17 protein-coding genes are annotated in these 24084 nt (G+C 67.8%); 6 read left to right on the top strand and 11 right to left on the bottom strand.

Annotated elements, in window-relative coordinates; translation table 11 throughout:
- Positions 1 to 20 precede the first annotated feature (20 nt).
- The 6 genes from BLS81_RS05095 to BLS81_RS05070 form a co-directional block, all read right to left on the bottom strand.
- Positions 21 to 944 (bottom strand): FecR family protein, encoded by a 924-nt coding sequence (locus tag BLS81_RS05095; RefSeq protein WP_093221428.1) that lies wholly within the window; start codon positions 942 to 944, stop codon positions 21 to 23.
- Complete coding sequence (locus BLS81_RS05090; RefSeq protein ID WP_093221425.1) at positions 941 to 1495, bottom strand: RNA polymerase sigma factor; 555 nt, start codon at positions 1493 to 1495, stop codon at positions 941 to 943. Before BLS81_RS05090 ends, BLS81_RS05095 begins: the two co-directional genes overlap by 4 nt.
- Positions 1496 to 1681: 186 nt before the next feature.
- Positions 1682 to 3613, bottom strand: a complete 1932-nt coding sequence (locus BLS81_RS05085; RefSeq protein WP_093221424.1) for a sialate O-acetylesterase — start codon at positions 3611 to 3613, stop codon at positions 1682 to 1684.
- Positions 3614 to 3622: 9 nt separating this feature from the next.
- Positions 3623 to 6304 carry a glycoside hydrolase family 3 C-terminal domain-containing protein gene (locus tag BLS81_RS05080; RefSeq protein ID WP_093221421.1) on the bottom strand — a complete coding sequence of 894 codons (2682 nt, stop codon included), beginning with the start codon at positions 6302 to 6304 and terminating at the stop codon, positions 3623 to 3625.
- A gap of 29 nt (positions 6305 to 6333) precedes the next feature.
- Positions 6334 to 7875 (bottom strand): tryptophan halogenase family protein, encoded by a 1542-nt coding sequence (locus tag BLS81_RS05075; RefSeq protein ID WP_093221419.1) that lies wholly within the window; start codon positions 7873 to 7875, stop codon positions 6334 to 6336.
- A 59-nt stretch (positions 7876 to 7934) separates the two neighbouring features.
- On the bottom strand, positions 7935 to 10886 hold the full coding sequence (locus BLS81_RS05070) for a TonB-dependent receptor (RefSeq protein WP_093221416.1): 2952 nt from the start codon (positions 10884 to 10886) through the stop codon (positions 7935 to 7937).
- Between the two features lie 341 nt (positions 10887 to 11227).
- On the opposite strand from BLS81_RS05070, the gene BLS81_RS05065 reads away from it, so the two are divergent.
- Together BLS81_RS05065 and BLS81_RS05060 are read left to right on the top strand one after the other, a co-directional pair.
- Complete coding sequence (locus BLS81_RS05065; RefSeq protein ID WP_093221414.1) at positions 11228 to 11914, top strand: SapC family protein; 687 nt, start codon at positions 11228 to 11230, stop codon at positions 11912 to 11914.
- Positions 11911 to 12912, top strand: coding sequence for a cupin-like domain-containing protein (locus BLS81_RS05060; RefSeq protein ID WP_093221411.1), 1002 nt, complete (start codon positions 11911 to 11913; stop codon positions 12910 to 12912). The genes BLS81_RS05065 and BLS81_RS05060 overlap by 4 nt, the downstream gene beginning before the upstream one ends.
- A 28-nt stretch (positions 12913 to 12940) precedes the next feature.
- Here the strand turns inward: BLS81_RS05060 and BLS81_RS05055 are convergent, their stop codons facing one another.
- The 4 genes from BLS81_RS05055 to BLS81_RS05040 form a co-directional block, all read right to left on the bottom strand.
- Positions 12941 to 14512 (bottom strand): alpha-N-arabinofuranosidase, encoded by a 1572-nt coding sequence (locus tag BLS81_RS05055; protein WP_093221409.1) that lies wholly within the window; start codon positions 14510 to 14512, stop codon positions 12941 to 12943.
- Between the two features lie 13 nt (positions 14513 to 14525).
- Positions 14526 to 16517 carry a glycoside hydrolase family 43 protein gene (locus BLS81_RS05050; RefSeq protein WP_093221407.1) on the bottom strand — a complete coding sequence of 664 codons (1992 nt, stop codon included), beginning with the start codon at positions 16515 to 16517 and terminating at the stop codon, positions 14526 to 14528.
- Positions 16518 to 16630: 113 nt separating this feature from the next.
- Positions 16631 to 18301 carry a glycoside hydrolase family 43 protein gene (locus BLS81_RS05045; protein ID WP_218123089.1) on the bottom strand — a complete coding sequence of 557 codons (1671 nt, stop codon included), beginning with the start codon at positions 18299 to 18301 and terminating at the stop codon, positions 16631 to 16633.
- 84 nt (positions 18302 to 18385) lie between these two features.
- Complete coding sequence (locus tag BLS81_RS05040) at positions 18386 to 18751, bottom strand: hypothetical protein (RefSeq protein ID WP_143023300.1); 366 nt, start codon at positions 18749 to 18751, stop codon at positions 18386 to 18388.
- 107 nt (positions 18752 to 18858) lie between these two features.
- On the opposite strand from BLS81_RS05040, the gene BLS81_RS05035 reads away from it, so the two are divergent.
- Positions 18859 to 19299, top strand: a complete 441-nt coding sequence (locus BLS81_RS05035) for a hypothetical protein (protein ID WP_093221400.1) — start codon at positions 18859 to 18861, stop codon at positions 19297 to 19299.
- A 72-nt stretch (positions 19300 to 19371) separates the two neighbouring features.
- Here the strand turns inward: BLS81_RS05035 and BLS81_RS05030 are convergent, their stop codons facing one another.
- Positions 19372 to 19875, bottom strand: coding sequence for a hemerythrin domain-containing protein (locus tag BLS81_RS05030; RefSeq protein ID WP_093221397.1), 504 nt, complete (start codon positions 19873 to 19875; stop codon positions 19372 to 19374).
- A 139-nt stretch (positions 19876 to 20014) separates the two neighbouring features.
- On the opposite strand from BLS81_RS05030, the gene BLS81_RS05025 reads away from it, so the two are divergent.
- From BLS81_RS05025 to BLS81_RS05015, 3 genes are read left to right on the top strand one after another with little or no spacing between them, the layout of a single operon-like run.
- On the top strand, positions 20015 to 21727 hold the full coding sequence (locus BLS81_RS05025) for a thiamine pyrophosphate-dependent enzyme (protein WP_093221395.1): 1713 nt from the start codon (positions 20015 to 20017) through the stop codon (positions 21725 to 21727).
- A 12-nt stretch (positions 21728 to 21739) separates the two neighbouring features.
- The gene (locus tag BLS81_RS05020) at positions 21740 to 22306 is read left to right on the top strand and encodes a DNA-3-methyladenine glycosylase I (RefSeq protein ID WP_093221391.1); all 567 of its coding nucleotides are present in this window, start codon (positions 21740 to 21742) and stop codon (positions 22304 to 22306) included.
- Positions 22303 to 23844: a cation:proton antiporter gene (locus tag BLS81_RS05015; RefSeq protein ID WP_093221388.1), complete on the top strand. Its 1542-nt coding sequence runs from the start codon at positions 22303 to 22305 to the stop codon at positions 23842 to 23844. Before BLS81_RS05020 ends, BLS81_RS05015 begins: the two co-directional genes overlap by 4 nt.
- The last annotated feature ends 240 nt before the right edge of the window (positions 23845 to 24084 follow it).

Below are 24084 nucleotides of genomic sequence, written 5' to 3'. Positions count from 1 at the left end.
AATTTTGTTACGATTCAATGTCATGAGTGTGACGTTTCGACGATGCGGATGCGGTCGCCGGTGCGCACCGTCTCGAAGCCATAGGCCGCGCCGATCGCGCCGAGCAGCGTTTCCGCATTGTCGAGCTTGAACCGGCCCGACAGCGTCAGCCCGGCGAGCGCGGGTGGGGGCGGCGCGATCATCGGCCCGCCGCGCCGATTGAGCGCATCGACGAGATCCTCCAGCCGCATGTAGTCGGTATCGAGCCAGTTCCGGCGCCAATCCTGCTGCGCGGCATCGAAGCGCACCGGCGCCTGCGCCACGCCGCCCGCGAAGCGCGAGCGCCAGCCGGCGGGCACATCGACGCTGCCGGCCGGGCCGCCGAAGCGGACGCGGCCGCGATAGACGTCGAGCTTCACCTCGCGCCGGGCGACATCCACATCGAATGCGGTGCCCAGCACGCGGGTTTCCGATCCCGCCGCCGCCACGACGAACGGCCGCGCGGGTTCATGCGCGACATCGAAATACACCTCGCCGCGCCGCAACGCGACACGGCGCTGTCGGTCGCCGAGCGTCACGTCGACGCTGGTTTCGCCGTTGAGCTGGAGCCGGCTGCCGTCGGCGAGCGCGAGATCGAGCTGTTGGCCGCGCTTGGTCTCGTAATGCGTGGTGACCGGCGCGGAGGGGCCGAAAGCCCCCTGCTGCCACGCGCCGATGCCGAGCGCGAGCGCCAGCGTCGCGGTGCCGCCAACGACGAGCTTGCGGCGGCGCGCGGCGCGCATCTCACGGATGTCGTCATTCGACAGCCGTCCGAAGCCGGCGGCGCGCGTCAGCGCCTCGCCGAGCGCGGGATCGTCGAGCGTCACGCGCAGATCGGCGGCGGCGGGCGGCGCGGGGGAGGGCGGGATGTCGTCGCCCGCCAGCGTCCAGCGCGCGGCGGCCGCGAGATCGGACCGGCGCGTCATGGCCGCGCGCCCGGCGGCAGCCCGCGCCGTTCGAGCGCGGCGCGCAGATCGGCGAGCGCGCGCGTGCAATGCTTGTCCACCGCCGCGCGGCTCAGCCCGAGATCGGTGGCGATCTGCGCGGCGGGCGTGCCGTCGAGCTGGCGGCGCAGGAAGACCTCGCGGCGCAGCGCGGGCATCACCTTCATCGCGCGCACGAGGATCTCGACCCGCTGGCGATAGTCGAGCACCTCCTCGACGCGCGGCTGCGGGCAGACGATCGCCTCATCGACCGGTTCGGTGCGCGGTGCCGCGGCGCGGCGGCGAAAATGGTCGTGGACGAGATTGCGCGCCACCGCGAAGCAGAACGCGCCGATATCCGCGACCGGGCGCGTGCGCCGATAGTCGTAGAGGCGCAGATAGGTTTCCTGCACGATGTCCTCGCCATCGGCGCGCTCGCCCGCACCGAGCCGGCCGCCGACGAAGCGCCTGAGCGCGGTGCGAAGCTCGGCTTCCTCGCGCGCGGCGCGGCGGCGCTCGGCAGCGGGCGCGGCGATCGCCATGGTCTCGTTCATCGCGCCCGCACCCCGCCGGGGAGCGGGCGCGCGATGTGGTGCCCCGTCACTCTTGCGTCTCCCCGCTCGGACTTCTGCCCGATTCTCGGCTTACGCTAGCGCCGCTCCATGAAGCGCGCGTGACAGTCCGGTGCGGCGAGCTTCCCGCTTCTCCCCTCCCTTCCAGGAAGGGGAGCAGGATACGCCTTATCGCACCGCCATCTCGAACGGCCCGGCGGGGAGAGCCGCGTCGTCCACGAGATTGACGATCGGGAAATCCGCCCACGCATAGCGCACGCGCGCGACCGGCTGGCCGTCGCCCGCCAGCATCACGCGATCGCCCGCGACACTGGCCGATGCGTAACGGCATGATCCCGCCGCCGCGCCGCACAGTTCGAAGCCGGTCGCTTGCGTGGCGCTGCGCGTATGCAGCGCGCCGGTCACGCCCTTGAACGTGACGCTCGCGCCGCCATTCGCGTCGCGTGTTACGCTCGCGACCTGCGGGCCGGACGGGGGCGGGGCGGCGCCATAAGCGAGACTGCCCATCGCCACCGCGAGCCGCCGGCCGATCTCATGCTTCTCGCCGGGGTGGATGTCGAGCGGGTCGCCGAGATCGATCGCGAGCGCGAGCGCGGTGTGCCCGTCGGTTTCGGCGACACGGCGCTGGTCGTCGCGCACGCGCGCCCAGCCGCTTTCGCCCGGCGCGATCGCCGGCTTGCCGAACCCTGCGAGCGAGACGAGCGCGAACGGCAGCGCCGGCGCGCCGAACTGCGCGCGCCATTCGGCGATCAGCGCCTTCATGCGATCGGCATAGCCGGGAATGTCGGTATCCGATTCGCCTTGATACCAGGCGACGCCAGCCAGCCCGATCCCGCCAAGCGGCGCGATCATCGCGTTGTAGATCGTGCCCGCGCCGGTGATGTCGTCCCACGGCACGCGCGGCGAGGTGCCGCCCGGCTTCTTCGCCACCGCATAGCGCCAGCCCTCACCGATCGGCGCCGCGCTGCCGTCGGCGAAACTGAGCTTCATGACGTCGGCCGGGCCGGGCAGGCCGCCGGTCGCATAGGCATTTTCGATGTTGATCGTGATGACGTTGCGCCCGGCGACAAGCGTTCCCGCCGGTACGGTGTAGACGCGAGCATCCCAGCCGCCACGCCCGCCGACCGACTTGCCGTTGATCCACACGCGGTCGGCGTCGTCGGCGGGGCCGATCGCGATCATCGCGACCTGTTTCGCCTGCTCGGGGGTGAGATCGACGGTCTTTTGATACCAGAGCATGCCGAGATAGGTCTGGAGCGCGGGCACGCCCCAGTTCTCGTAGAAGTCGATGCGCGGCACCGGCTGCCAATCGAGCGCGGCGTCGGGCTGCCACGGCTCGTGGCCGGGCGTGTCGCCGGTCTTTTCACGCCACCACGCTTCCCACGTCGCATTCGCGCTGCGCATCGCGGCGGCGGGATCGCGGGCGTAGAGCTTGAGCAGATCGGCCTGCGCGCCGCGCCCGGCCGCGCGCTGTGCATCGTCGCCCATCCACGCCGAGATCGACGAGCCACCCCAGCTCGAATGGATCGCACCGATCGGCACGTTCGCGGTTTTGCGCAGCTCACGCGCCATGTAGAAGCATGCCGCCGAGAAGCCGCCGGTGGTGAGCGGGCCGGCCGCCGCCCACACCGGCTGTTGCGCAAGGCGATCCTGCGCGACCGGTGCGGTCGCCTTGGCGATCGTAACGAGGCGAAGCTGATCGTCGGCCGGGCCGTGGATCGCGCTGCCGGCATCCTGCGCGCGCTCGACCGGCAGTTCCATGTTGCTCTGGCCCGAGCACAGGAACACGTCGCCGATTAGCAGATCATGGACTTGCGTGGTGCCGCTCGGCGCGATCACCGACAGATCGTACGGGCCGCCGGCGGGCAGAGCGGGCAGGGTGGCGCGGAACGCACCATCGCGGCCCGCGCGTGCCTGCGCGCTGTGCCCGGCCAACACCACCGTCACCGGCTCGCCCGGTATCGCGGTGCCGGTCAGCACGATCGGCTTGCCGCGCTGTATGACGGCGTGGTCGCTGGTCAGTCCGTCCAGCTTCGGCGCGGCGAGCGCTGGGGTGGCGAGGGCGAGCAGGCTCACCCCCGCCGCGATGGTGCGAAGCATGGGGCCTCCTTACAGCGGCAGCGGCGCGGATTGCGCGGCCTTGAAGCTCGCCGAGCGCACCGGCACGTCGGTGCCGGGCTGGCCCGAGCCGACGCTGACGCGGTACTGGCCCGCCAGCACCTGGCGCGTGCCGTCGGCGGTGACCGCGCTGAGATCGCGCGGGCTGAGCTCGAACGTCACCGGCCGGGCCTCGCCGGGTGCGAGCGTGACGCGTTGATAGCCGCGCAACGCGATCTTGGGCGCGCCGGGTACGTCGGGGAAGGTCAGGTAAAGCTGCGCGACCTCGTCACCGGCGCGCTTGCCGGTGTTGCGCACCTCGGTCGTCACGCGCAGGCCCTGTTCGGCGCCGCCCGCCGCTGGCGTCACCTCCAGCGGCGCATAGGCGAAGCTGGTGTAGCTGAGGCCATAGCCGAACGGATAGACCGGCGTGCCGGTGAAGTAGCGATAGGTCCGCCCCTTCATCTCATAATCGCCGAACGGCGGCAGATCGGCGACGCTCTTGTAGAAGGTCAGCGGCAGGCGGCCCGCCGGATTGACCTTGCCCGACAGTACGTTGCCGACCGCGAGACCACCCGACTGGCCCGGATACCATGCCTCCAGGATCGCGGCGGCATTGTCCTTCGCCCAGGCGAGGTTGATCGGGCTGCCGTTCATCGCGACCACGACGAGTGGCTTGCCGGTCGCCTTGGCGGCTTCGAGCAGCGCCTGCTGGTCGGCCGGCAGATCGAGCGTGGTCTTGTCGCCACCCTCGAAGCCCGGCACCTTGACCGGGGTTTCCTCGGCCTCGAGGTCAGAGGTGAGCCCCACCGCGGCGACCAGCACGTCGGCGTTGGTGGCGGCGGCGCGCAGATCGGCATCGGGGTTGGTGGAGATGCGCTTCCACACCAGATCGACCCCGCCGCCGACATGCGCGTCGGTGGTGACGGTGATCGGATAGCGGTGGCCCGCCTCGAGCGTGACATCCTTGAACGTCGCCAGGCTGCCATAGGCGCCGGCGACATCGACCAGCGGCTTGCCGTCGAACACCAAGCTGCCCGAGCCGTTCATGCCGAGCCGGTAGCTGCCGCTCGCCGGGGGAACCAGAAAGCCGGTCCAAATGGTCCGGTGATGATCGGAGACCTTGGCGAGATCGAGGTTGGCGCCGGAGACACCCGCCTCGATCCGCGTGACGACGGGCTTGGTCGCGAAGCGCATCGCCTTGGTCACATCCTTGAACGTGTCGGGCGCGAAATATTTCGGCGGGGTTTCGAGCGGGTTGTAATAGCGCGCGAGCAGGCCGGGCTTGCCATCGGGCGTGCGCAGCGCGGTGGTCGGCACACGATCGCCATCGGTGAAGGACTTGCCGAACGGAACCAGCGTCACGGTCGCGCCGGGCAGCGCCTGCTTGAGCCCGTCCACGATCGAGATCGGCGGGGCGGACAGTTCCGACGAATAATTGCCGCGCAGCACGCGGGTGGCGTCGCCGAGCGGGCCAATCACGGCGATCCGCAGGCCCGGCTTGAGCGGCAGCACGCCGGTGTTCTTGAGCAGGACCAGGCTCTTCTCGGACGCGGTCAGCGCGAGCGCGCGATGCTCGGGCGTGTCGATCTGCGAGATCGGCACCACGCTCGGCGTGCGCGCGCTAAGGCCGGGCAGATCGCCGTTGCGGTAGCGCGCCGAGAACAGCCGGACGAGCGTGCGGTCGACATCGCCTTCCGAGATCAGCCCGCGCTTCAGCGCCTCGTGGTACCGGTCGCCGAGACCGGCGGTGTCGTTGAGCGTGCGGGTGTGGCATTCGTTATCGACGCCGACCTTGATCGCCGCCGCGACCGCCGCGGCGCCGTCCGGCGCATATTTGTGATTGTCGCTGATGTCCTTCACCGCGTCGCAATCCGACACGACATAGCCCTTGAAGCCCCATGCGCCGCGCAGGTGATCCTTGAGCAGCAGATCGTTGGCGCAGGCGGGCTGGCCGTCGATGCGGTTGTACGCGCACATGATCGACCCGGCCTGACCCTCGACGATCGCGGCGCGGAAGGCAGGGAGGTAGGTATCCTCCAGATCGTGCGGCGACACGAAGACATTGGCGGCGTGGCGGGTCGATTCGGGGCCGCTATGGACCGCGAAATGCTTGGGCGTGGCGATCACGGCGGGCAGATCGGGGTTCGGCCCTTGCATGCCGGTGACGAAGGCGACGCCCATGTGCGCGGTGAGATAGGGGTCTTCGCCGTAGGTTTCCTGCCCGCGACCCCAGCGCGGATCGCGGAAGATATTGATGTTGGGAGACCAGGTGTCGAGCCCGGTGCCGATCCGCCCGAGCCGCCCGGTCTGGCGGCCAAGCGTGTGGAGCGCGCGGACCTCGGTGCTGATCGTGCCGGCGACTTCATGCACCAGCGGGGTGTCGAAGGTCGCGGCGAGGCCGATCGGCTCGGGGAAATTGGTCGTCGGCAGCGTGCCGATCGCGCCGTGGAGCGATTCGGTCCACCAATTGTAAGCCGGCACGCCGAGGCGCGGGATGGCGGGGGCGACGTTGAGGAGCTGACCGACCTTCTCGTCGAGCGTCATGCGCGCGACCATCGCCGCCGCCATCCGATCGGCCTCGGCGCGGACATCTCCGGCGGGGGCGGAGATGGTCTGGGCCTGCGCGGCGACGGCGGCGAGGCTGGCGCCGAGCAGGAGGAGCGCCTTGGCGAACGGGAAGGACGATGCCATGAAATACCTCATCTGGGGGGAAGGGGGAGTCAGATCGCGGGAAGTCCGTGGTCGATGATCTTGCGGATCAAATCGCGGTGGCGCGGCAGGCCGGCACGCAGCCGCTGCGTCTGCACCGCCGCCTCGCGCCGGGTCTGCTCGGCGAGCCGGGCCTCCGCCGACAAGGCCGCGCGCGACACCTCGGTGCCGAAGCGCATGCCGTAGAGCACATATTGATAGCTCGCCGCCGGGAAGACCTCGTCAACGCGGTCGAACTCGTCGTGGAACCAGGGCGGCTGGTATTTCCACAGCGTGAGCAGATCGCGCAGCCGATCCGGGATCGTGTCGGCACGGACGTTGTCACGCCAGAAGTCGCTGTCGGTGCGCTTGGTCAGCACATAATGCAGCTTGAGGAAATCGATGATCCGGCCCCACCGGTAATGCGTGGTGGCGTTGAAGCGGGCGGCGACGATGTCCATCACCTCGCGGCACACCGGCATCTGCTCGGCGATCAGCTTCGTCGACATTTCGATCAGCACGATCGCCGAGGCTTCGAGCGGTTCGAGGAACCCCGCCGCCAGCCCGACCGCGACGACATTGTTCTTCCAGAACGTCTCGCGGTGGCCCGAGCGGATCTTGATTTTCCGCACGTCGGCGTCCGCGCCGACCGGGCCGAGATAGGCGCGCAGTTCGCGCTCGGCATCCTCGTCGGAGATGTGGCTGCTCGAATAGACATGACCGGTGCCGCGCCGGCTGGGCAGGCCGATGTCCCAGATCCACCCCGACGACTGCGCGGTCGAGATGGTGTGCGACGCGATCGGCGCGTCCTCGCTCTCGTACGGCACCTGAATCGCGAGCGCGGTGTCGCAGAACAGCACGTCGGCACAGCTCTTGAACGGCACGCCCAGAGTCTTGCCGATCAACAGCGCGGCGAAGCCGGTGCAATCAACGAACAGATCGCCAGCGATCTCGCCCGCCTGTTCGGTGACCAGGCTAGTGATGTCGCCGTTCTCGGCCTGACGGACCTCGGTCACATCGGCGAGGACATGGCGCACGCCGAGCTTGGTGGTGCAGTGGCGCTGGAGGAAACCGGCGAATTTTCCGGCGTCGAGATGATAGGCGTAATTGGCGACGGCGTCGAACTCGGGGGTGGCGATCGTCTTCGGCGCGAGGCCATCGTCGCACAACACGCCCTGCGGGGTGACCGCGTCGCAAAAGCTCTGGTCATGGCGATCGGCCAGCCAATGCGCGGCCATGTTTACGCGTTGGAAGCCCTGCGGCAGCATCAACGGGTGATAATAGCCTTCGTCGGCCTCGCCGGTGGTCCAGCGGGCGAAGCGCGCGCCCTGTTTGAACGAGGCGTTGCATTCGCGAAAGAAGTCGGTTTCGGACACGCCGATCTTGGCCAGCGTGGTGCGCAGCGTCGGCCACGTACCTTCGCCCACACCGATGATCGGGGTGTTGGGGGATTCGATCAGCGTGACGGTGAAGTCCGCCGGCATCCTTGCCTGATGCTTCGCGGCGATCACGCCCGCGGCAAGCCAGCCAGCGGTGCCGCCGCCGACGATCACGATGTTTTGAACGCTCTGCATAAGCTTCCGTTACCAAAAAAACGGGGGTGCCGGATAGGCACCCCCGAGGCTGAGGAAGGTCAGAAGCGGAAGTGGGCGCCGAAGGTGAAGCGGCGACCGTAATCGAACACGTCGAGGAGCTGGTTCTTGAACCGGCCGTGCGTGCTGACCTGTGCGTTGTTGACGTTGGTGATCTCACCGAACACGCTGAAGTGCGGCGTGATGTCATAGCTGGTGCTGAGATCGATCTGCGTGGCGGCATTCACGAAGGTCGGTTCGGCACCGAACTGGCCGGTGTTCTGGTTCTGCCCGAACTGGAGCAGATATTCGTCACGCCAGTTGACCGCGGTACGGAACTGGAAGCCGTTCTTGTCATAGAAGCCGACGAAGTTGGCCGAGTTGGCGAGGCCGGTCACCGCGAAGCCGGTCTGCGAGATGTCGGTCGGATCGTACGGCTTGTTGGTATCGACGAAGGTGGCGTTGGCATTGAAGCCGAAGCCGCTGTCACCGAACACGTGCTGGAGCGCGACTTCGACACCGCGCACGGTCGCGTCCGGGCCGTTCAGCCGGGTCGTCACCGCGAAGCTCGCGGGCTGGCCGGTGGTCGGGTCGATCACGTTGTTGATCGTCTGCCGGCTCACGCCGCCGACGATGAAGTTGCTGACGTTCTTGAGGAAGAAGTCGACCGAGAGGTACGAGTTGCGCTGGTAGTACCATTCCACCGCTGCGTCGAAGTTATCCGACAGATAGGGCTTCAGGTTCGGGTTGCCGCCGCTCGCGGTGAGCGCGCCGACGCGCTGGCCGCTGCCGACGCTGAGCACCGGCGTGAGCAGGCTGAGGCCCGGCCGCGTCAGCGTGCGCGAAGCATCGACACGCAGGATCAGCTTGTCGGTGACTTCCAGCTTGGCGTCGAGGCTCGGCAGCAGATACGAATAGTTGCTGCGTGTCGTGACGTTCTGGATCGGCGTGTAGCCCGAGGGATCCGGGATCGACAGCAACGTCGGATCGGCGGTGCTCGGCAGCAGCACAAGCGGCAGGCGACCCTGGCCGGTCGAGGTCACGTGCGTGTTTTCATTCCGCACGCCAGCATTGAAGTGGAACGGCATCCCGGCCACTTCGGTGTTGAACGAGGCGCTGAAGAACAGCGACCAGGTCTTTTCGTTGATGCGCTGGATGCTGCCGGGATCGACCGCCTGATCGAACGCGCCGGTGAAGCCGGTCACGTTGTTGAAGCCGGGGATCGTCTGGGTCTGCGGATTGCCGAGGCCGCTCAGATAGTTCTGATAGGCGATCGGGCTGTACATGAAGATCGACGGCGGCAGCGCCCCCTTGAAGCCGGGGATGAAGTCCTTCGTGCTGATCGAGCCTTGATACAGGTTCGCGGGCAGCGGCGCGATGCCGGTGGTGCGACCCGAGGGCGTGCCGTAGCCCGCATAAGCCTGCCAGAAGTTGTTGGTGAACGTGCTGGCGTTCTGGAACTCGAACGTGTCGTCGATGTACTGGCCGCCGACCTTGATCGTCAGGTCGTCCTGCTTCCAGGTCGCGGTGAGACGGCCCTGCTTGAGCCGGTCGGTGTTCTTCTGCGTCTGGTTTACGGTGACGTGCGAGCCGATCAGCGCGGTGTTGGCGTAGTTCGCCTGGTTGCCGTTCGGGCCGTAGCTGGTCAGCGTCGGGAAGGCGTCGCTGCTGTTGCCGGTGATCGACAGGCCGGTCAGCGTGCCGAGATTGCCGCCATAGCCGATATCGCCATTCTGCGAACCGATGTTGCCGTCCGGATTGAGCCAGCTCTGGCCGTAGCTGACGTCGGCGTCGATATTGAGATGCTCGGTCGCATCCCACTTCAGGTTGCCGCCGATCTGGTTGGTTTGCAGCACCTGCTTGTTGATCGCCGAGGTGAAGTCGGTCGGCGTGCCGGCCTGAAGGAAGTTGGTCGTCTGGCCGTTCTTGTCGAGCGTTACGTTGCGCAAGTCGCCCTGGTTGAACCAGAGGCCGACGCCATAAGCATTGGTCGTGACCGTCTGACGCGAGAAATTGTCATCGACGGTCAGCATCACGCTTTCGGACGGATGCCACTGAAGGGCGATACGCGCATCGACGCGTTCGTCCTTGGTATAGTCCTGCTCGTAACCGTATTGCTGCGGGAACCAGCCGACCACGGTCTGCTTCTGCGAGGCGGGCGCGTTGATGTTGGCGGCGTTGTTGGCCACCGGTGCGCAGGTGGCAGCGGTGCTTCCGGCGAGCTGGCACGGCGCGTAATAGCCACCCGCCCAACCCGATACGAACACGCGGTTGGTGGTGGTGTCATGGCGCGTGTAGATCGCGTCGGCGAGCACGCCGAGCGTGTCGTTGGCGAACGTGTCGCTGATCAGCAGCCCGCCGGTGGGCACGACCTTGCCGGCGCGATCCTGGACCGAGCCTGAGGCGCTGCCCGCGATGCGGAAGCCGGGGTGATCGAACGGCTTGGGGAACGAGATATCGACGGTCGCGCCGATCGAGTTCGACGACACCGCGACGTCGGGCGTTTTGTACACGCTCAACTGGCCGATGAAGTCCGAACCGACGGTCGAGAAGTCGATCTGGCGCCCGCCGGTGCCGGTCGAGATGCGACGGCCGTCATACAGCGTGGTGTTGAAGTCGCCGCCGAAACCGCGGACCGTGATGCCGGTCGGCTCGCCGCGGGCGCCGTTGCGCTGGATCGACACGCCGGGGAGGCGCTGGAGCGAGGCCGCGACGTTCGAATCCGGGAACTTGCCGATATCCTCGGCCGAGATCGCGTCGACCACGCCCGACGACGTGCGCTTGATGTCGAGGTTGCGCTGGAGCGAACCGCGCAGACCGGTGACGATGATGTCCTGGGTCTCGTCGACCGCGGGGGCGGCGGTGGGGCCGGTGGTCGGATCGGTCTGCGGCGCGGCCTGGCTGGCGGCATCCGTCGTGGTGGTCGCGGTCTGCGCGGCGGCGGGATTGGCGATCGCCAGCGCGATCAGGCTCGACGCGCCGATCAGACCGAACTTGCGGCCCCGCGCGGACATGAATGTGGTTGATTGTCTCACAGCACTCCCCTCCTTAGAAAACGTTTCTCTTCGGCATTGCCGCTCTCGCATCGTTGGCGGGAGCGGGGTTCACCCCATTCGAGGCCGGATCGGGCCGGATCATATGCCCGGCTGTGGAATCGGCTTCGTCTGTGTCGGTGGTGGTACCGCTACCAGAAAGGTTCTGCAAGCAGTTTCTGTAGGACTATAAAAGCACGCTCGACGGCTTGGCCGGAGATGGCGCGCCGGTTATGCAGCGGTAACACGCCGAAGCGAAACGCGGCCCGGCGGGCGCCGCGGGGGCGGATCAGCGACAGCAATAGGACGGGAGAAGGGTGACGATGCCCACATGGGAAGTTCTCAACAGCCAGGTGCATGCCGATCTGCGCCTCGGCGCGCCGGTGGTCGATGAGCGATTGTTCGTGCAGATCGTCGCCACCGAGTTCGAATCGGCCGCCGCGCGCTTCCCGATCCTGTTCTCCAAGAAGGCCGACACGGGCGCCTTCTATGCGGGCGCGATGCTCGGCTTCAAACCAGGCCGCCCGCTGCTCGCCGGCTCGCGCGATCTCAGCGACGCGCAGCGCCTGTTCGACGTCGAGCGCGAGGGCTTCTACGTGTCCGACGATTCGATCGTCATCGACCGCGACCATCCGCGCTTCGGCAGCGCCGAGGGCAAGCCGGTGTTCGATTGGGAGGGCAAGCCCGACGAGCCGTTGCGCCGCGTCCAGCGCGCGCTCGCGCAGCTCAGCGTCGGGCTGGAGGCGACCGACCAGTTCATCCGCGCGTGTCTCGACCTCAAGCTGATCGAGCCGATCGACCTGACCTTCCGGTTCGACGATGGCGAGCATCTCGTGCTCGACGGGCTGTACACGATCAGCCGCGATGCGCTCGGCGCGCTCGAAGATGCCGCCGCGCTCGATCTGTTCCGGCGCGGCTGGCTGCACCTCGCCTACGCGGTGATCGGCTCGCTCCAGCATGTGCCGCGGCTGGCGCGGCTGCACAACGATCGGCTGGCCGAGGTCGCGTGATCGAACGAGACGGTCCCCTCGACCGCGCGGCCTTCCTCGCCGAGATCGCACCCGCGTGCGCGCCGGTCGTGCTGCGTGGACTGTGCCGCGACTGGCCGGCGGCGCGTGCCGCCGCCCGGTCCCGCCAGACGCTGCTCGCATGCCTGGAAACGTTCGATTCCGGACAGGTGGCGGAGGCGTTCGTCGGCACCGCCGCGATCGCGGGGCGCTATGATTACGCGGCCGATCTCGACGGCTTCAACTTCGTGCGCGAGGCGATGCCGCTGCGCGATGCGCTCGCGCGAATCGATGCAGCGGCGGATGCGCCGGAGAGCGCGTCGGTCTATGTCGGCTCGTTGCCGGTCGAACGCTATCTGCCGGGCTTCGAGCGCGAGCATCGGCTCGCCGCGCTGCCCGACGGCGCGGTGCGGCAGCATGTCTGGATCGGCACCGCCTCGACGGTCGCCTGCCATTACGACACGTTCGACAATTTCGCCTGTGTCGTCGCGGGGCGGCGGCGCTTCACTTTGTACCCGCCCGACGCGATCGGTGATCTCTATGTCGGGCCGATCGACTTCACGATGGCGGGCCAGCCGACCAGCCTCGCCGCCAGCGCGCCGCCCGATGATCCGCGTTACCCGCGCTTCGCCGCCGCGCGGGCGCGGGCGATCACCGTCGATCTGGAGCCGGGCGACGCGCTCTACCTGCCCAAATTGTGGTGGCATTCGGTCGAGGCGACCGCGCCGTTCAACATGCTGGTCAACTTCTGGTGGGACGCATTCGCGATCGGCCCCGACGCACCCTATACGGCGATGCTGCTGGCGATGATCGCGATCGCCGAGCGGCCCGAACGCGAGCGCGGGGCATGGCGCGCCTATTTCGACCATTATGTGTTCCGTGACCGAGGCCATCCGCTGGCCCATCTGCCCGCGGCCAAGCACGGTGTGCTCGGCCCGCTCGCGCAGGGCAATTACGGCCGTATCCGCGCGCAGGTGATGAAGTGGCTGCGCGGCGGCTGACGGTGCCGGCCAGCCGCTCGCGATAGCGCTATCGCAGCGCCAGCACCGCGACCGACTTGGGCGGAAGCACGATGCGCAGGCCCTTGGCCGTCGCCGTCGCGGCGATCGGCGTGGGCGCGACCGCATTTGGGGCGGCGAAGCTGTTGACGCTGTCGACTCGCGGCGCGGTCAATAGCTGGCCGCTGCCTTGCGAGACCTTCGCGCCCGCCACGTCGAGGATGATCTCGGCCGGCCGGTTCGGATCGACGTTGGTGGCGGACACCCAGAGCTGGCCGGTGGTGTCGCGCGCGGCGACGGCATCGACCTGCGGCATGCTGATCTTGCCATGCGTGTAGGTCGCCGATGTGTAGTCGAGCGGCACATAGGTCGCGTCCTGGAAGGGCAGGTACATGCGATACAAGTGATAAGTCGGCGTCAGCACCAGCTTCGGCCCGTCGGTGAGGATCATGGCCTGCAACACGTTAATCATCTGCGCGATATTGGCGAGGCGGACGCGATCGGCATGGCGCATGAAGATGTTGAGGTTGATCGCAGCGAGGATAGCGTCACGCAGCGAATTCTGCTGTTGCAGGAAGCCGGGGTTGCTGCCCGGCGTCGGCGCCAGCCACGCGCCCCATTCGTCCACCACCAGCGCGATCTTCTTGCCCGGATCGTAGCGGTCCATGATCGCCGATTGCTTGGCGATCAGCGTATCCATGCCGCGCGTTTCGTTCAGCAGCCGCGCGTAATCGTCCTCACCGAAGCCGGTGCTCGGCATGCGGGGCGGCCAGCCGCCGACGCTGTAGCTGTGTAGCGACACGCCATCGATGTCCCAGCTCCAGGCCTTGCTGGCCCAGGCCTTCATCACGGCTTCGGTATAATCGCCCTTGTCGGCGTCCCAGCCGACCGCGATCCGCTGCATCTGGTCGGTCGCCTTCTGCGCCGGATTGCCGTTGCGCGCGAAGTGGCTGAACAGCTTCATTTGTTCGACATAATGATCGGGCGACATCGCGCCACCGCAGCCCCAATTCTCGTTGCCGAGGCCGAGATATTTGATCTTGTACGGCGCCGGGTGCCCGTTCGCGGCGCGCTCCTTGGCGAGCGTGGTCGGCTGGTCGGTGGTCATATATTCGAGCCACTTGCTCGCCTCCTCGGGCGTGCCCGAGCCGACGTTGACCGAGACATAGGCATCCGCGCCGATCTGGCCGAGGAAGTCCATATATTCCTCGGTGCCGAAGCTGTTGGGCTCGGGCACGCCGCCCCAGTTGGAATTGACCGTGACGGTGCGCTTGGCCTGCGGGCCGATGCCGTCGCGCCAGTGATATTCGTCGGCGAAGCAGCCGCCCGGCCACCGCACGTTGGGCACCTTCAGCGCGCGCAACGCCTGCACGACGTCGCTGCGGATGCCGCGTACGTTGGGGATGGCCGAATCCTTGCCGACCCAGATGCCCCCGTAAATGCCGGTGCCGAGATGCTCGGCGAACTGGCCGAACAGATCGCGGTCGATCTTCGCGCCGGGCTTGGCGGCATCGACGTGGACGACCAGCGGCGCATCGCCGGCGAGGGCGGGCCCGGCGGTGGACAGCAGCAGCGCGGCGAGCGCGCAAGCAAGGCGTTTCATCGAGACCTCGTCGTCAGGGGAGGATGCGGAACCGCGTCAGATCGGCGTTGTCGGCGGTCGGGCCGGGGCTGTCGGCGCGCAAGGCGCCGGTGGCGGGATCGACATGGAGATAGCGGTTGGTGGCGAGCGACATCAGCACCGCGCCGCCGCTGAGGCTCTCCATCCACTGGAAGCTCTGCCCCGGCGCGTCTGCGCGCACCGGCTGGAGCGATACCGTGCCGTCCGCTCCGACGGTCAGTGCGTTTTGTCCGTTGAGCAACGCGACGCGGCCGAGCTTGCGATCGGCGACCAGCAACGGCTTGTTTAACAGCGCGGCGGTGTGATCCGAACCGACCGGGCGTAGCGTGATGCGCCTGCCATAGGGGATCGCCGGGCGACTCTCGGGGCGGCCTTCGGTGACGTCGACGCCGGCGAAATCGGCGAAACCGCCAACCGCGCCGCGCTGGTTATAGGCGAACAGCCCGTAGCGGACGCCCTGGAAGGTCATCAACTGATAGACCGTCGTGAAATCGGGGCCGAGCACGGTGAAGTGCATGCCATCGGTCGAATAGCTCAGCCGCGCCTGCTCGGTGTCGAAATCGCACGCGGCGCGCAGCCACAGGTGCGTCGCGCGGATCGGCGCGCTTGCCACGCGACCGCCTTTCTCGTCGAAACGCACAATCGTCAGCCCGTCCGCGCCGCGTTCGACGCCGAGCCACGCATAGGGGCGGTTGAGCAGCGCCAGCCCGGCCACGTCGCCCACCGCAAGGCCGCTCGCGTCGAGTTCGGCGGTGACGGTCGATTGCGGGCCGATCGCGCGCTGGGTAAGCGTGTTGCGCGCGCCAAGGAAATCGCTTGCCGGCGCGGTGTGCAGCCGCAGCGACCCCGGCCGCTCGGTGAGCGACCAGCGGGCCGGATCGGGCACGTGGTTCCACTGCCACACGTTGGCCAGCGTGCCGTCGAAACTGTCGCTGCGCGTGTAAGGCGCATGCGGCGGGGCCGCCGACGCGATCGGCTTGACCCAGGTGCGCGGGGTGCGGCCGAGGTTGCCGGGCAGGCCGAAATAGGGCCAGCCGTCTTTCCACGTCACCGGCGACAGCGCGGTGAGGCGGCCGACCGAATTGCCCTCGAACATTGACCAGCCCCACCAATCGCCCTTGGGCGTCTGGATGATGCCGCCCTGGTGCATCGACATGCCGTCGCGCGCGTGCGGATCGGGCGGCAGGATCGTCGTCGGATCCTTGCCGCGCAGGTGATAGCCTTTGCCAAGCCCGAAATCCTCATGCTCGCTGATCGACGGATTGATCTCCCACGGGCCGAGCGGCGACTTGGCGCGCGCGGCGGGCATGCGGAAGCTGCCGGAATATTCGGCGGTGGTGATGTAATAGGTGTCGCCGAACTTGTAGAAATGCGAGCCTTCGCCGAGCCCGGTGCCCTTCTGCGTGATGACCCGCTCGCTGCCCGGCACGATATCGGTCAGGCTCGCGTCGAGCTGCGCGAGGTGGAGTTCCTGATAGCCCCAGACGACATAGACCTTGCCGTCATCGTCGAACAGCACCGACAGATCGTGGAAGCTGCGCTTCATCGGCGTGCGCGTCCACGGGCCCTTGGGCGACTTCGCCGTGAACATCTGCGTCATCGCGTGGTTGACGTTGCTGAAGATGTAGAAGGTGCCGTCGTGATAGCGGAAGCTCGGCGCCCAGATGCCCTGGCCGTAGATGCTCTTGCCGTCCTCGAGCCGGTACGCCGGGCCGAGATCGAGCGTGTCGAGCGCGTAGCCGACGAAATCCCAGTTCACCATGTCCTTCGAATGGAGGATCGGCAGGCCGGGCATCGCGTGCATGGTCGTGCCGGTGAGATAGAAATCGTCGCCGACGCGGATCATGTCCGGGTCGGAGAACTCGTCGTAGAACAACGGGTTTGTATAGGTGCCATTGCCGTTGTCAGCGGTCCATGTCGGGTGCTGTGTAGCGATGGCGGGGGTGGCGGCGAGCGCCAGGGCGAGCAGGCTTGCGAACGTCTTCATTGTTATCCTCTCCACCAACTGCCGTTCGTGCTGAGCGAAGTCGAAGCACGTGTGGCGAACGCACCGCTTGCGGCACGCACTTCGACTTCGCTCAGTGCGAACGGAACTGTGCGTTAACCCCGTGGCCCCTGCGCGAACGGGCCGATCATCGTGCCGACGAACCCGCCCGCGGTTGCGGTGCTGAGGTTGGTGGCATCGACCCCGGCGGCGACCGTCGTCCACGCCTTGCCTTGCGAAACGGCGAAGTCGTAGCGGCCGCCGTGCGCGGCGATGCGTAGCCGCACCGGGCCGGCCGCGATCGGGCGCTCTGCGATGGTGACGCCGTCGCGCGGCTCCTGCTTGCCGGCGCGGCGTGCGACCCGGACGAACGTGCTGCCGTCGTGACGGGTGAGCGCGATCGTCAGGAAATAGTCGTCGTTCTGGAGTGCGGCGAGCCCCGCCATCTCGCCCTCGCGCGGGGAGAAGCGGAGCGCGGTGGTGACGGTCGCCTCGGCATGTTGCTGGCGTCGCGCGACGAACGCGGGGCGGCCGAAATCGCCAAGGCCGTCGCGGCCGGGCGTCAGCATGAGCGCGCCGCCGGCGGGCCGCACCGGCGCGCCGCGCATCGCCATCCATTCGCGGCCGAGCTTGGGCGCGGTGAAATCGTCGCGCACGGTGAAACTGCCGGTCATCGGCGTGGTGCCGGCCGTCACGGCGGGAAGCGGCGCCTTGAGCAGCGTCGGTACCGGCTTGCCGCGATCGAGGATCACCGGCCAGCCGTCGCGCCATGTCACCGGCAGGAGGAAGGTCTCGCGCCCGGCGTTGTAATAGTCCTGCGCATAGGGTCGCGTGGCGAGGAACACCGCCCACCAGCGGCCATCGGGCAGTTGCACCAGATCGGCATGGCCGGCGGCGCTGATCGGGTTCGGACGGCCGGCGGGCAGATCGCGCTGGGTGAGGATCGGGTTGATCGAGGGCGGGGCGGGGCGATAGGGGCCAGCGACGTTATCGGCGCGCAGGATCACCTCGCTGTGGTTGACGCTGGTGCCGCCCTCCGCCGCCATCAGATAATATTTGCCGTTGACCTTATAGACGTGCGGCCCCTCGATCCAGACCGGCTTGGTGGCGGGATCGATGCCGCCGTCGACGACCAGCTTGGCGTTGCCGAGCATCCTTAGGCCGACCGGATCGAACTGCTCGATCCAGATCGCGCGGTGTCCGGAATAGCGCGGCGTGCCCTCGGGCGCGCGGTTGTTGACGATCCACGCGCGGCCATCATCATCGAAGAACAGTGACGGGTCGATACCTTCGACGGTCTTGAGCCAGACCGGAGCGGACCAAGGACCCGCCGGGTTGGTCGCGGTGATGACGAAATTGCCGCCGCAATCGACGCAGGTGTTGACGATGTAGAAGCGGCCATTGTGGTAGTTGATCGCCGGCGCGAACACGCCGCGCGACATCGGCAGCGTACCGAAATCGAGCTGGTCGGGACGGTCGATCGCGTTGCCGATCTGCGTCCAGTGGATCAGATCGCGGCTGTGGAACACCGGAATGCCGGGGAACCACGAGAAGGTCGAGGTGACGAGATAATAATCGTCGCTGACGCGGAGGATGCTCGGGTCCGAATAGAAGCCGGCGAGGATCGGGTTGCGATACTGGCCCGCCGGTGTGGCGGGGCCGTCGGCTCCCTGATACTCGACCCAGTCGAAGCGCGCTCCATCGTTGGCCGGGTGAGGCGCTGGCGCGGCCGAAACCAGTGTCGCCGCCGCAAGCGCGCCGACCATCGCCAGGATTGTGCTCTTCATCGTCCGACCTCTCCCGTACCGCGCCGTCCCGCAGCGTCGAGATCGGATGTTAACGCTATCAAAGCGCGCTGTCGAGGCGCTCGGTCAGCGTTCGATATCGACGTCGCGGCCGGTCTGCGGGAAGCCGTCGCCGGTCGCCGCGTCGCTGTCGAAATCCTCGCCCGCGTTGCCGCCGCCGGCGCCCGCGCCGCTGCCGCGCGCCGCGCCGGTCGCGGGATCGTAGGAGGCGCGCTTGCCGTTGTCGGGCGGGAGCGCGGCGTCGGCGGCCGGCGGGGTCACGCCGTCGCTGGCGTTGGCGTCGAGCGCCCGTTCGCTGGCATGCGCCTGGCTGTCATATTCCTGGCCCGAATAGCCGGGTCCGGTGCCGAGCTTGCCGGTCTGGACGTCGATGTCTTTGTCGATGCTGCCCCCGGCCTTGGGCGACGTGGGTAGATCCTTGGGTGCGGACATGATGTTCTCCTTGCGGGTATAACGCATCACATCGTAGCGGGTGCCGAACGTGGGGCCGAAGCCGGTTCCCGTGCGTTGTTGCACCGCAGCACTTCGAGGAAGCCACGATGCCATCCGTCACCGACAATGCCATGACCCTGTGGACCTGGCCGCTGGCTGCCGCCCAGTGGAACAAGGACGTGATCGACATGATGTTCGGCGCGCAGCGCGTCGTCGCGGCGCGCCTGCCGACGATCGCGGCGGCGATGCAGAACCCGCTGGCCGCCGACCATGTCGAGCTCAGCCGTATGGTCACCGAGAAGGTCGGTGCTTTCACCACCTCGGGCAAATCGATCGGGGTCGCGGGCGACGCGGTACAGCGCGCGGGCAGCGCCAACGCTAAAGCCATCGAGCGGATGGCGCAGGGCAAGCTGTTGTGGCCAAGCGATTGGATGCGACTGGCGGAAAGCAATCTCGCGGCAGCGGCTGCGGTCGCATCGTTGCCGACCGCGGCGCTGGCGCCGCTCCAGGCCGGAGTGAAGGCGAACGACACTCGGTTGCGGCGGTAGGACGCGGCGCAGCCCAGACGGCGGATGAGATAATGCAGGGGCCGGGGTGGCGATGCACCCCGGCCCATTCGATCACCCGCCGAGCGACACGGTTTCGAACGTGCGCGCTTCGGGCGTGGGCAGCTTCTTCTTGTACTGCGCGGTCAGCTCTTCCTTACGCGCGGCCATCTCCTCGCCGAGCGCGGCGAGATCGAGATCGGTGCGCCGCGCCTGCGCGAACAGGCCCTTGAGGAACGCCTCCTCCTCATGGACGTGGTGCTTGATCTGCTCCGCCAGCACCGTGACCTTCGCGTCGTAGAAATCGTCGCTCGGCTTGCCGTTCTCGATCTCGGCGATCAGCACCTTGGCGCCGTCATGTTCGACATAGCTTTCGTCAAGCAGGTCGCCCTCCACCTTGCCTTTGCACGCCGGGTAGAAGATTTCTTCCTCGATCTGAGTATGGACGGTGAGTTCGAGGCAGATCCGTTCGGCGAGCTTGCGCTTGGCGGCGGCGCCCTTCGCGCTTTCGTATTCCGAGAACAGATCCTCGACCGTGCGATGATCGGCCTTGAGCAAGGCGATCGCGTCCTGTGCCATGTCGTCGTCTCCTGTTGATTGCGCGCCCTTAACGTCTTGTCGGCGCGCGGCGTTCCTCGCCGGCTTGATCGGCACCGAAGGACCATCCGGGCGCCTCGCGGGTTACAGTCGGGTCCAGTCCTTCCCGGAGCATTCCCTTATGGCTCAGACCGTTGCGCAGGTTATCATCGAAACGCTCGAACAGGCAGGCGTGCGGCGCTGCTACGGCGTGCCGGGCGACACGCTCAACCACGTCACCGACGCGATCCGCACCTCGGGCATCCGCTGGGTGCACGTCCGGCACGAGGAAGCGGGCGGCTTCGCGGCGGGCGCGGACGCGCTGCTGACCGGCGAATTGGCGGCGTGCGCGGGGTCGTGCGGTCCGGGCAGCCTGCACTTCATCAACGGGCTGTTCGAGAGCCACCGCAACCGTGCGCCGGTGGTGCTGATCGCCAGCCAGATCGTCCGCGACGAACTCGGCTTCGAATTTCCGCAGGAGGTCGATTTCAAGCAGGTCTATTTGGCGTGCAGCGTGTTCTGCGACGAAATCCGTACACCCGCCCAAGCGCGCCGCATGACGGCGATGGCCGCACAGGCCGCGCTCGCCAAGAAGGGCGTCGCGGTGCTGATCGTGCCCGCCGACGTTTCCTCGTCAGCCGCGCCCGACGAGCCGGGGTTCGCGGTGCATCGCGCCGAGCCGCGCACCTTGCCCTCCGAAGACGAACTCGCCCGCATCGCCGGGCTGCTCAACGCCGGCGAGAAGATCGCGATCTACGGCGGTTCGGGCTGCCATGATGCGCATGACGAGGTGGTCCGGCTCGCCGAGCGGCTCAAGGCACCGGTCGCGCACACCTCGCGGGCGAAGGACTTCCTCGAACACGACAATCCCTTTGTCGTCGGCATGACCGGCGTGTTCGGATCGGAGAGCGGCTATCACGCGCTGATGAACTGCGACACGTTGCTGCTGCTCGGCTGCGATTTCGCGTGGCGGCAATTCTACCCGGAGAAGGCGACGATCATTCAGATCGACATCGACGGATCGCATCTCGGCCGTCGCCATCCGGTCGATCTCGGCGCGGTCGGCGGAATTCGCGAGACGCTGGGCGCGCTACTGCCGCTGATCAAGGCGCGCGAGGCGCGCGGCTTCCTCGACGAATGCCTAGAACACCGCGAGAAAGCGCTGGCGGGCGAGCGCAAGCATGCCGTGCCAGAGGCGGGCAAGGCGATCCACCCGCAATATCTCACCGAGACGATCGGCCGCCATGCCTCGCCCGACGCGGTGTTCACCGCCGACGGCGGCTCGCCGATGGTGTGGCTGTTGCGCCATGTCCCCGCGACCGGACGCAACCGCACCGTCATTTCGCTGACGCACGGCACGATGGCGAACGCGATGCCGCAGGCGCTCGGCGCCAAGGCGGCGTTCCCCGAGCGGCAGGTGATCTCGCTGTCGGGCGATGGCGGCATCGCGATGCTGATCGGCGATCTGATGACCGCGATCCAAGAGGATCTGCCCATCAAGGTGTGCATCTACAACAACAGCTCGCTCGGTTTCGTCGAGCTGGAGCAGAAGGTCGAAGGGCTGCTCGACACCTATACCGATCTCAAAAATCCCGATTTCGCGCGCGTCGCCGAGGCGATGGGCTTCTGGAGCCGGCGGGTCGAGGACAGCGCGAAGCTCGACGAGGCGGTGCGGCAGTGGCTCGCCGAGCCGGGGCCGGCGCTGCTCGATGTCGTCACCGACCGCTACGAACTGGTGATGCCGCCCAAGATCGAGGCCGACAAGGTGTTCGGCACCGCGCTCTATTCCGCCAAGGCGGTGTTCGCGGGTCGCGCGGGCGAGGCGTTCCAGCTTATGAAGGGCGCGATACGGTGAGGGGGATCGCGAATGGCCGGGAAGACACGGTGCGCCTGGTGCGGCGACGATGCGCTGATGGTACGATATCACGATGAGGAGTGGGGCGTGCCGCTCCGCGACTCGCGCGAACTCTGGGAGACGCTCGTCCTCGACGGGTTCCAGGCCGGGCTGTCGTGGCGGACGATCCTGCACAAGCGCGAGGCGTTCCGCGCCGCCTTCGCGGGTTTCGATCCCGCGATCGTCGCGCGCTTCGACGATGCCGATGTCGCACGGCTGATGGCGGACCCCGGCATCGTGCGCAGCGCCGCCAAGATCCGCGCGACGATCGCCGCCGCCCGCATCTATCTCGACATGGTGGCGCGCGGCGAGGATTTCGCCGCGTTCGTGTGGGACGTCGCCGGTGGCGCGCCGGTGGAGGGCGACGGCCATGTCCTCGCCAGCACGCCGGCGTCCGAAAGGATGTCGCGGGCGCTCAAGGCGCGCGGGTTAAAGTTCGTCGGCCCGGTGATCGTCCACGCCTGGATGCAGGCGGTCGGCATGGTCAACGATCATGCGCGCGCGTGCTTTCGTCATGCCGAGGTGCGCGCGCTCGCATGAGCTTCTTCGAAAGCCTCATCGCGCTGCTCGCCGCCGCAATCCTGCTGTTGCAGGTCGCGCGGCGGGTGCGGCTGCCCTATCCGGGGATGCTCGCGGCGGCCGGCGTGGCGGTTGCGATGGTGCCCGGCGCCCCGGTCATCCCGATCGACCCGAACACCGCGCTCGCGCTATTCATCGCCCCGGTGCTGATCGATTCGGCCTATGATTTTCCGATCGGCGCGGCCTGGCGGCTGCTGGTGCCGCTAATCGTCTTCGCGGTCGGCGCGGTGGTGCTGACCACCGCCGTCGTGGTGGCGATCGGCTCGGGCGCTTTCGGGCTGCCGGTCGTGGTCGCGGTGACGCTCGGCGCGATCGTCTCGCCGCCCGATGCGGCGGCGGTGACGGCGGTGCTGGTCAATCTGCCGGTCGCGCGGCGCGTCGACGCCTTGCTCAAGGGCGAGAGCCTGTTCAACGACGCGACCACGCTGCTGCTATTCGGCGCCGCGCTCGCGGTGCAGTCGCACGGAGGGATCGATGGCGGCACCGCGCTCAAGCTGACGCTCGCGGTGCCCGGCGGCATCCTGTTCGGGATCGCTTACGGGACACTGGTGTCGCGGATGACCCCGCTCGCTGGCAATACCGTCGGTGCGACGTTGCTCCAGTTCGTCCACGCCTTCGCGACCTGGCTGATCGCCGAGCGGCTGCATCTGTCGCCGGTGCTCGCCACCGTCGCCAGCGCGATGACGATCGCCTACCACGCGCGCGTCACCGATTCGCCCCGGATGCGGGTCCATTCCTATGCCGTGTGGACAACGGTGGTGTTCCTGCTCAACGTGCTCGCCTTCCTGCTGATGGGGTTGCAGGCGCGGCGGATCGTCGGCGGCATGTCGAGCGCCGATCTGCACCGCGCGGCCGGCCTCACCAGCGCGGTGGTGGTCGGGGTGATCGTCACCCGGCTGCTGCTCGCCTTCCTGTACCGCGAATTCGCGAAATTCCGCCACAACCGTGCCGGCGGCGCCGAGCCGGCATCGCGCGGGGAGGCGGTGCTGATCGGCTGGGCGGGGATGCGCGGGCTGGTGACGCTCGCCACCGCCTTCGCGCTGCCGGCGAGCTTCCCCGAACGCGACCTCGTCGTGCTGACCGCCTTCGCGGTCGTTTTGGCGACGCTGGTGCTGCAGGGCGCGACGCTCGCGCCGCTGATCCATCTCCTCAAGCTCGAACGCAGCGGCGATGCCGCGCGGGAGCGCGACGCGGCACGACGGGCGCTCGCCGAGGCGGCGCTCGCGCGGCTGGAGGACGAGCCCGGCGACGCCGCCGAGGCGATCCGCGCGGCCTATCGCGAACATCATGATCGGCTGAGCGGCCCCGGCCATGAAGCGCCGCTCGCGCACCGGCGCGGGCTCTCGCTCGCCGCGGTGCTGGCGCAACGCAAGCGGCTCGACGCCTTGCGCGACGCCGACGAGATCGGCCCGGACGAATATCTCCAATTGCAGGAAGATCTCGACTGGAAGCAACTCGCCGTCGTCTCGGACGAAGACCGGCGCATCGACGAGAGCTGACGCTCGCTGATGCCGGAAAGACCCACCAGGCGTCCTCCGTATCAAACCTAGGGATAGATGGTCCGCGTTCGCGGTAGATCGTAGTCGCGTCATGCGAGTGTCGTCGGCTGCCGGCTAGACCGGCGTGCCGACGATGCCGCAGTTCTTGCCGGACCGGGGAATCGAGCGCCATGACATGCTGCCGACATGACGGAATGTTACGGAATCTTGCATTTCATAACCGCTGGATGACGGACTTGT

This window comes from Sphingomonas sp. NFR15, from assembly GCF_900103265.1.
Lineage (GTDB): Bacteria > Pseudomonadota > Alphaproteobacteria > Sphingomonadales > Sphingomonadaceae > Sphingomonas > Sphingomonas pollutisoli.
The sequence above is the reverse complement of the archived record's forward strand: the minus strand, read 5'-3'. Positions and strand labels throughout refer to the sequence as shown.